This is a genomic window from Mongoliibacter sp., from assembly GCF_007692705.1.
GTDB lineage: Bacteria > Bacteroidota > Bacteroidia > Cytophagales > Cyclobacteriaceae > Mongoliibacter.
In genome coordinates this window covers 1-9,973 of the sequence record NZ_REBN01000230.1, presented here as the reverse complement: position 1 = coordinate 9,973, position 9,973 = coordinate 1, and the positions used below count along the sequence as shown (strand labels likewise).

Here is a 9,973-nt window from a genome sequence, read left to right as displayed (position 1 = left end):
AAATATTAAATGAAGTTGAAAACTTCATTATCAGGAGTCCGAAGGCAGAACCTTCGGACAACCGGGGACCGAAGAGCTGATAATGGTTTGCTTTTTTGTCCAAACTTTCCATTTGGTATTTAAGATTTCTTAAGAAACCGCATTTTAGTCCAAATCTTTGAATACGGGCGAATTTCAAAGATTTTCCTTTTTAGGGGTGTAAACCAAAAATACTGAGGTCAATTTTCACATTTTTAATAAAATCGAAAAATTTTAACTATTCGAAAAGTTCAAACGTTTTCGGTTATAAATATGGCAACATAAACCAGTAAATATTACCGATTAGTAAAGAATACCTTTGTTCTGTTAACACACCCTATAGCAAAAGGGGGATATGGCTTTTGTTAAATATTGCAAAATTAAATTTAAACAATCATTTTAGATTTGAAATTAACTATATAAACCAATTCGTTTTTTTCAAAACAACAAACCCTATGAGAAAATATTTACAAAAGTTAAAAGCATTTATGCTGGTGACCGCACTGATTTTGTTCAGTGTCGCAGCAGCAAATGCACAAGGCAGGGAGATTTCAGGAACAGTCCTGGATACTTCCTTTGGAGATCCTCTACCAGGAGTAACAGTCTTGGTAAAGGGAACTACTAGAGGTACCACAACAGATCTTGATGGTAAGTACACTATAAGTGTGCAGCCAGGAGATGAGGTGTTGGTTTTTTCATTCGTTGGATTTACCCCACAAGAAGTAACAATCGGCAACCAGTCTATGATCAACATAGAGTTGGATGAAGATATTCAAAGCCTCCAAGAGGCAGTTGTAATCGGTTATGGTACTCAGGATAAAAAGGAAATCACCTCAGCGGTGGCATCTGTAAGTTCTGAGCAATTTAACCGAGGTAACTTTACAAATCCTACCCAGTTGCTTCAAGGTAAAGTAGCAGGTTTATCTGTAACAAGACCGGGTGGTAACCCTAACCAAGCACCAGAAGTACGATTGAGAGGTATTTCTTCTTTTGGTGCCTCGCAATCTCCATTGATTGTATTGGATGGTGTTATCGGTGCTTCCATTGATGCAGTCGATCCGAATGATATCGAAACATTTGATGTATTGAAAGATGCTTCAGCTGCGGCTATTTATGGTACTAGAGGTGCTGCCGGTGTGATTTTGATTACCACCAAAAAGGGTTCTACCAAAAAAGGCGTTTCTTCAGTGACCATCAACACATTTGGTACCGCTGAAGCTCCGACCAATTTGATACCCGTGCTTTCTCCGGAAGAGTTTGTGTCTAGAGGAGGTACTAATTTTGGTGCCCAAACAGATTGGAGAGATGAAGTATTGCAGACTGCCTACAATGGAACAGTAAACGCTACCATTACAGGTGGATTTGAAAATACTTCCTATTCAGCATCTGTCAACTACCGTAACAATGATGGTATTGTTCAAAATACCAATAGAGAAACATTGAATACCAGATTCAACATTTCTCATGGAGCATTGAATAACAGGTTAAGGTTGAATATGAACCTTGCTTTTACCAATACAGATGCACAAAATGTGAATGCAGAAGCAGTGAGGTATGCAACTATCTATAACCCTACTGCCCCTATATTTGAAAACACTGAGGGAGCCAACAGAGATTTTGGAGGATTTTTCCAAAGACCATTGTTCGATTTTTACAATCCTGTAGCATTGATCAATCAACAAAGGTTTACAAACGAACAAAGGGCTGCCATTTATTCTTTTAGAGCAGATTTTGACCTGACTGATAAATGGACACTTTCATCTCAGTTTTCTCAGGATAAATTTACTGACTTGGCTACGCAGTTTTTTTCCAGACAGGATTTTGAGACTGGATTCGGTAGAAATGGTCAGGCAGGACAAAACATGTTTGACAGAACAACTTCCATTTGGAACGGGACAATTCGTTTTGAAGATGAAATCGCAGACAGGTTAAACTTTGCTTTCCTTGCTGGTGGTGAAACCCAGATTTTTGAAGAAAGAGGAATGAATGCTTCTTCAACGAGATTTCTTTTCGATCAAGGACCCAATAACTTGGGTGCAGGTGGTCTTAGACTAGGACCTGGTACAGGAATGGGTTCATTTGCGACAAGAGCAGTATTGAACTCTTTATTTGCCAGAGCAAATTTTAATTATAACAACACTTATTTCCTATCCACATCCGTTAGGGCAGAAACGTACTCAGGTTTTGGTAGAGAAAATCAGACAGGTATTTTCCCAGCGGTGAGTGCGGGTGTTGACATGACCCAGATACTTGATATGGGCATATTCAATCAGTTCAAAGCAAGGGCTTCTTTTGGTGTGGTAGGTCAATTGCCTCCATCTCCAACCTTGGCTTTGGGTATATATGGTAATGGAAACAGAATTCCTTTGATACCAGGGGATCCAAATTCAGTTTTCGTAGGTATCAATCAGTTGGCTAATCCTAACCCTCAATTGAGATGGGAAAATACCCAAGAATTTACAGTGGGTGTTGATTTTGGTTTGATGCAGGGAAAAATCACTGGTCAGATAGACTATTACCAAAGGACAATTTCTGATTTGATTTTCAATACGGAAGTACCTGTAGGTGCTCCTAACGAATTCCTTCCTGGAAACTTCTATACGGCTACAAATATTTGGGCCAATATTGGTGATTTGACTTCAGGTGGTTTGGAATTTTTAGTAAGCATGAATGATGTGAAATTGGGACCTGTTTCCTGGACACCATCACTTAACTTTACCATTTACCAAAGAACTAGAATCGAAAATATCGGAGTTGGTTCAATTCAACTTCCTGAAATCCGTCAGGGTGTTCCTGGAGCACCGGGACAAAATAACAACCCAATTATCTGGAATAGAGAAGGTGAGAGAATCGGTGATTTCTACGGTCCAAGAATGGAAGGTTTGACAGACGGTGGAGAATACATTCTTTCAGGCGAAAATCCTGAAGAATTTGAAAGATTGGGTAACGGTTTGCCAATAGGTGATTTTGGATTTTCCAATACCTTTATCTACGGCAATTGGGACTTGAACTTTTTGGCAAGAGGAAGCTGGGGTCACATGTTATATAACTCTTTCAGAGGCTTCTATGAAAATGCGGATGGAGCATCAAATACTTGGAATTCTGTAATTACTCGAAACACTCCGACCAATCCGCTAGTTACATCTACACCGACATTTTCGGATTTGTATTTGGAAAGAGGTGATTTCCTTAGGTTAGATAACCTTCAGATTGGTTACAATCTACCTACTACATCAGCATCTATCAATAATTTGAGACTATATGCAGGTGTCCAAAACCTAATTACCTTCACGCAGTTCACAGGGGTTGATCCTGAGGTAAGATGGACAGATACAGAAGATGTGTTGAATCCGAATCCATTGGCTCCGGGTATAGAAAGAAGGAATACTTACTTCTTGCCTAGAATATGGACTATGGGATTGACACTAACATTTAAATAACATAAACTCAAAAATAAATATGTTACGATCAATTAAAACAGTATTAATGGGAGGCCTGGTGGCAGTAACCATGGGGTCTTGTTGGGAATTGGAGCAGGAGGTACTTTCGGGTATCACACAGGAGGAGTTGGAAGCTAACGTAACTCCCGAGCTGATCGAAGTACTCAAGCAGTCTGCATATGGTGCAGTGGTAGCGAGTGGACAAGGAGGATTTGGTTCACATGGTGGATATTACAGTGTTCAGGAAGTATCATCAGATCATTTGTCTATTCCTCAAAAAGGAGCTGACTGGGAAGATGGTGGTATTTGGCTAAGAGCACATAGACATACCTGGTTGTCAGTAGATGGTCCTCTTAACGGGACATGGCAATATGGCTTTAGAATTGTTGCTGAATCGAATCTTCTTTTGCAGCAGTTTCCGGATTTAGAAGAATTGACCTCAGAATTGAAGGTTTTAAGAGCGTTTGCCTATTTACTGCTCATTGATAATTTTGGTAACGTGCCAATTATCCGTGAAACAGATAGAGGAGGTAGCCCAGTACAAAGTACAAGACAGGAAGTATTCGACTTCATAGAAACTTCAATTCTTGAAAATGTAGATATGCTGACTAGAGATAATACGAGAACGAATCTCAACTTCTGGACAGCTCACATGGTTTTGGCCAAGTTATATCTGAATGCTGAAGTTTACACAGGTTCACCTAGATGGGCAGATGCTGAAGCAGTGTTGGATGTTATTATCAATGATGGTCCATACAGTTTAACACCTAATTTCTTTGCGAATTTTGCTACCAATAACGAAAATTCTCCAGAGAATATGTTTACGGTACCTTATGATGCAAACAACGCTGGAGGGTTCAATATTCATCAGATGACATACCACTACTCTACTCAACAAACTTTTGAGTTACAAGAGCAGCCTTGGAATGGTTATGCAGCCTTAGAAGAGTTTTATAACAGTTTTGAAGATGGCGATACTAGGAAAGGTTCATTGAGAGAAGGTCCTCAGTTTGCTTCAGATGGTGTTACTCCTTTGATTGATGATGCCTTTGATGGAGATCCCGATGGTCCTGAAATCAATTTTACGCCGAATATTAATCAATTGGCACCTAATGCCTTCCGTCAGGCAGGAACAAGGATCGATAAATTTGAAATCGCAATGGGCGCAGCACCTGATTTGAATAATGATTTCCCAATCTATAGATATGCGGATGTGTTGTTGATGAAAGCAGAAGCAGCTTGGAGACAGGGAAATAATTCTGTAGCTCTTCAATTCGTGAATCAGTTGAGAGAAAGAGCCAATGCACCTTTACTTTCTTCTATCGATGCCAATGTGTTATTGGCTGAAAGAGGAAGAGAGTTATTTGCAGAAGCGCATAGAAGATCTGATTTGATCAGGTTTGGCAGATTCAATGATGCATGGTGGGAAAAAGCAGCTTCACCTGCATTTAGAAATATCTTCCCAATTCCTGAGAACCAACTACAAGCTAATCCTAGTTTGTCTCAAAATCCTGGTTATTAATCAGGTTTTTGGCCAATAAAATTTTAAAGAAGTGCACATTTGTGCACTTCTTTTTGATTTATGGATAGCTTGGAAATAATTTAGCTTTATCAAACGCCCAAAAAACTTGAGATTTCTACTTTCCATACTTATCATTCTTTCTGGTACTTTAATTTCCTGCTCCCATCATAGTGAGGAGGAAGCAAAGCTTTTTGAGTTGATGCCCAGTAGTCATACGGGTATTGAATTCAGGAATGACCTGAATTATACAGAGCAATTTAATCCTTACACATTTCGGAATTTTTATAATGGAGCAGGAGTAGCCTTAGGCGACATCAACAATGATGGTTTGATAGATATTTTTTTGGCGGGCAATCAAAGTGAAAACAAACTTTACCTAAATAAGGGCAATTTCGAATTTGAAGACATTACGGAAAAAGCAGGTATTGCCGTTCCGGGCATCTGGTCTACTGGAGTGAGTATGGCAGATATCAACGGTGATGGCTTATTGGATATCTACATTTGTAAGTCAGGACCCTTGGTAGGAGAGGAGCGACACAATGCACTCTATATCAATAATGGTGACATGACTTTCACCGAAATGGCTAAGGAATATGGCATTGCAGATGAAGGACTTTCCCAGCATGCTGTATTTTTTGATTTTGATAAGGACGGAGACCTGGATATGTACTTGCTCAATAACTCAGCAAGGTCTATAGGAGCCAATGACCTGAGGACTGGACAAAGAGAAGTAAGAGATCCCTTGGGAGGGAACAAGCTTTATCGAAATGATGGTGGCTTTTTTACTGATGTCAGCGAAGAGGCTGGTATTTATGGCTCGGCAATTGGCTATGGACTTGGTGTCACTGTAGCAGATGTCAATAAAGATGGCTGGCCTGACCTCTATGTATCGAATGATTTTTTTGAAAAAGATTACCTCTATATCAACAACCAAGACGGGACTTTTACCGAGGCTTTGGAAGATATGATGACCGAGATCAGTATGGGATCTATGGGGGCAGATATTGCGGATCTCGATAATGATGGATGGCTGGATATTTTTGTTACAGAAATGCTTCCTGCTAGCTTGGAGAGGGTAAAGACAAAAACTCCCTTTGAAGAGTGGGATAAGTACCAGGCCAATGTGAAAGCAGGCTATTTCCATCAATTTACCAGAAATACTTTGCAAAGAAACCTTGGCTTTAAACCAGGAAGTGATCAGGTACATTTTGCGGAAATAGCAAGGCAAGCAGGTGTCCACGCCACGGATTGGTCTTGGGGGGCTTTGATTTTTGATATGGATAATGATGGCTATAGGGATATTTTCGTAGCCAATGGCATAGTGAAAGATTTAACGGATTTTGATTATGTAGATTATTATGTCCACAACCAAAATCAAATTGCCCAAAATAGAAAGGATTCAACTTTGATCATCAGCATGATAGATGAATTCCCTTCTGTTCCACAGAGAAATTTTGCATTCAAAAATAAAGGAGGGTTTCAGTTTGCTGAGGTAGCTGCTGAAATAGGGATGGATCAATTGACATTCTCCACCGGGGCAGCTTATGCAGATTTGGATAATGACGGAGATCTTGATCTTGTAGTCAATAACCTCGATGGAGAAGTTTTTATTTTCAAAAATAACAGCAGAGAGCAGTTAGGGAACCATTTTCTCCAGTTGGATTTGGGCAATCATTTTGGGGCTCAGGTAAGCCTTTTTGCGGGGGATAAATTCTGGTATGCAGAACACAACCCTGTAAGAGGGTATATGTCATCCGTTGACCCCAGGTTGCATTTTGGGTTAGGACAGGTGGAAGCTTTGGATTCTGTGCGTATTCTTTGGCCAAACGGTATACATCAGGTTTTGGAAAACCCAAGTGTGGATACCCTTCTTATACTTAAGCCAGAGCCAAATAGGTCTAAATTCGATTATAATATACAGCCCTCAACTCCCTTGTTAGAAGCAGTGGAAATGGAATTCCCCTGGAAACATCAGGAAAGTGAATTTATAGATTTTGATAGGGATAGATTAAGATTTCATATGATATCCAATGAGGGGCCAAAACCTGCAGTGGGGGATGTCAATGGGGATGGATTGGACGATATTTTCATGCCAGGAGCCAGAGGTCAGGCTTCTGTTTTGCTGATCCAGCAACGAGATGCTTCATTTCAAATCTCGCACGTTTTCGAAGCAGATCAATTGGCTGAAGATGTGGAGGGCTTGTTTTTTGATGCCAACAACAACGGTCATTTAGACCTGTATGTGGTCAGTGGTAGCATTGAGTTTGGCCATAAAAGTCCGAACTATCAAGACCGGTTGTATATCAACGATGGTAAGGGGAATTTCTCAAGAGATGAATCAGCCCTTCCTCAGGATTTTGAGAGTTCATCTTTTGCGAGGGCCTTGGATTTTGATGGTGACGGTCAATTAGATCTTATTGTAGGAGAAAGGTCAGTGCCTTTTGCTTATGGGATACCTGGGAGCTTAAAGCTTTTGCGTAATGTAGGTGATGGAACCTTCAAAAAAATTGATGTACCGGAATTCAGAGATCTGGGAATGTTGACAGATGCCGCAGTATATGACTTGGATGGAGACGGGCAGGAGGAGATTGTAGTAGTCGGCGAATGGATGCCAATTAAGGTATTCAAAAAGATGGATAATGATTATGCGGAAGTTTCTGGGCAAATGGGTTTTGAACCTTTAGCAGGACTTTGGAATTCAATTCAAATCATAAGAGAGCCTGAAGGAGATTTATCTGTTTTTTTGGGAAATATGGGAAAAAATACCAGGCTTTTGGCAAGTAAAGAAGAGCCCATGCGCATGTATGTCAATGATTTTGACAGAAATGGAAGTGTGGAACAAATCTTGACCATCTATGAAAATGGACAACCCTTTCCTTTAGTGCTGAAGCAGGCATTGCTGAAACAATTACCCGGATTGCGAAAGCAATTGTTGGATTATGATACCTATAAGGATAAAAGGATGGAAGACTTATTTTCAAGAGAAATCCTTGAGAATAGCCTTGTCTTGAAAGTGGAGACCTTGGAATCAGTGCTCTACAGGAAAAAGGGAAATGCTATCTTTGCCCAGGAATCATTGCCACAAGAAGTTCAGTACTCTCCGGTGTATGCTTCCCATAGCATTGAATTTCCAAATGGTGTTTCGGGGCTTTTAGTGGGAGGAAATCAGAGTAGGATTAAACCAGAGTTGGGGGTCAATATGGGAAGCTTTGGCTGGTATTTAGAAAGGAAACCCAATGGTGGATATGTATTGATTCCAGCAGAAAAATCTGGTTTTTTTGTTCCGGGTGAGGTCAGGGACATCCAAAAGGTGAAAACGGCAAAAGGTAACCTTTTGATGGTAAACAGAAACAATGATTTCCCAAAGTGGTATAAAATAAATGAGTAACAAAAAGAGAAGATTGTTTCCTAAGAAATGAGTAGAATGATAAAAGTATTTTATGTATTGGGCCTTTTGGCTTTGGTACTTGGCTGTAAGCCAAAAACAGAGTTTGATAAAGTAAAGGAAAGGGAATTGGCTTCGGGCAAAGTGGTTGAAGACCTGTTTTTAGACTTACACTTTGGTATGGGGCGAAAAGATTTTTTCGGTACATGCTGGGAGTGGAATAAAAAAGGTGTTTTGACCAATGGAGCCCACCAGTTAATGGTGTTGTATAAGCCAGAAATGCCTTCCGGGAAAGAAACCAATATGCATTTTTACCCTGCTTTTGAAGATAATAAGCTTTTCTTTATGCCGATGGAATTTAATTATCCAGCATGGTTTCCTGGAAATGAGGAATATACTGTGGAAAAGCTAATGGATGATGTGGTAGGATTACTGGAAGGCTGGTACGGAGAAGGCTTTTTTGAAGTGACAAATAAAAACAAAACTGCGAGGGCTATCGTCAGGGTTGACGGTAACCGCCTGATTAGGGTTTTTAGAAAAGACATTACAAACGTCAGGGTGGAAATGCTAGACCTGAGGGTTAAAGACCTGCCTGACATGATAAATAAAGATGATGATGCTTAAGTACAAAAGCATAGTGCTTCTAGGATTGGCTGCGTTGGCAGTGTTTTCCTGTCAATCTGAGAAACAGGAAAATAAGGATACTTTGTTTGAGAAGATAGACTCTTCCTATTCCGGCGTGGATTTTAGAAATGACCTGGAATTTGACGAGAAGTTCAATATTTTCACCTACCGTAATTTTTACAATGGAGGAGGTGTTGCCCTAGGGGATGTCAATAATGATGGACTTCTGGATATTTACCTGACTTCCAATATGGGAGAGAACAAGCTTTATATCAACGAAGGGGATTTCAAATTCAAGGATGTAACCAAAGAAGCAGGTGTAGCAGGTACAAGGGCTTGGAGTACTGGAGTGGCTATGGCAGATATCAATGGCGATGGCTTACTGGATATTTATGTCTGCAATTCAGGGGATATCAAAGGAGATAATAAGCAGAATGAGCTTTTTATCAACAATGGTGATGGTACATATACAGAAATGGCGGAAGAATATGGCCTGGCAGATCAAGGTTATTCCACCCATGCCGTCTTCTTTGATTTTGATAATGATGGGGACCTTGACCTTTACCTGCTCAATAATAGCTATCAGGCGATTGGCAGCTTTAATAAAATGCAGAATGAAAGGCCAAGAAGGGATCCTGTAGGAGGTGACAAGCTTTTCAGAAATGATGGGAATAAGTTTACCGATGTTTCTGAGGAGGCCGGTATATATGGATCTGTGATTGGTTTTGGACTGGGAATCACTGTTGGAGATGTCAACAGAGATGGCTGGATGGATATTTTCATATCCAATGACTTTTTTGAGCGGGACTACCTGTATATCAACAATCAGGATGGGACATTTACAGAATCTCTGACAGATTATATGCGCTCTACATCTGCTGCTTCTATGGGGGCGGATATTGCGGATATAACCAACGATGGTTATCTGGATATTTTTGTTACTGAAATGCTGCCTGAACCTCCTCAGCGTTTGAAGCAGATCAC

At 40.2% G+C, this 9,973-nt stretch carries 5 protein-coding genes; all 5 read left to right on the top strand.

Going from position 1 to position 9,973, the window contains the following annotated elements; translation table 11 throughout:
* Positions 1 to 473 precede the first annotated feature (473 nt).
* Positions 474 to 3,458 (top strand): SusC/RagA family TonB-linked outer membrane protein, encoded by a 2,985-nt coding sequence (locus EA341_RS16285; protein ID WP_293016230.1) that lies wholly within the window; start codon positions 474 to 476, stop codon positions 3,456 to 3,458.
* A 19-nt stretch (positions 3,459 to 3,477) separates the two neighbouring features.
* Complete coding sequence (locus tag EA341_RS16280; protein WP_293016229.1) at positions 3,478 to 4,980, top strand: RagB/SusD family nutrient uptake outer membrane protein; 1,503 nt, start codon at positions 3,478 to 3,480, stop codon at positions 4,978 to 4,980.
* A 106-nt stretch (positions 4,981 to 5,086) separates the two neighbouring features.
* Complete coding sequence (locus EA341_RS16275) at positions 5,087 to 8,368, top strand: VCBS repeat-containing protein (protein WP_293016228.1); 3,282 nt, start codon at positions 5,087 to 5,089, stop codon at positions 8,366 to 8,368.
* Between the two features lie 27 nt (positions 8,369 to 8,395).
* Positions 8,396 to 8,989 carry a hypothetical protein gene (locus EA341_RS16270; RefSeq protein ID WP_293016227.1) on the top strand — a complete coding sequence of 198 codons (594 nt, stop codon included), beginning with the start codon at positions 8,396 to 8,398 and terminating at the stop codon, positions 8,987 to 8,989.
* Positions 8,979 to 9,973 (top strand): VCBS repeat-containing protein (locus tag EA341_RS16265; protein WP_293016226.1); only part of this gene is annotated, 995 nt, incomplete at its 3' end. The genes EA341_RS16270 and EA341_RS16265, both read left to right, overlap by 11 nt.

Coding starts and splice junctions, on each gene's coding strand:
- EA341_RS16285 (WP_293016230.1), top strand. CDS start 474: ATGAGAAAATATTTACAAAAGTTAAAAGCATTTATGCTGGTGACCGCA.
- EA341_RS16280 (WP_293016229.1), top strand. CDS start 3,478: ATGTTACGATCAATTAAAACAGTATTAATGGGAGGCCTGGTGGCAGTA.
- EA341_RS16270 (WP_293016227.1), top strand. CDS start 8,396: ATGAGTAGAATGATAAAAGTATTTTATGTATTGGGCCTTTTGGCTTTG.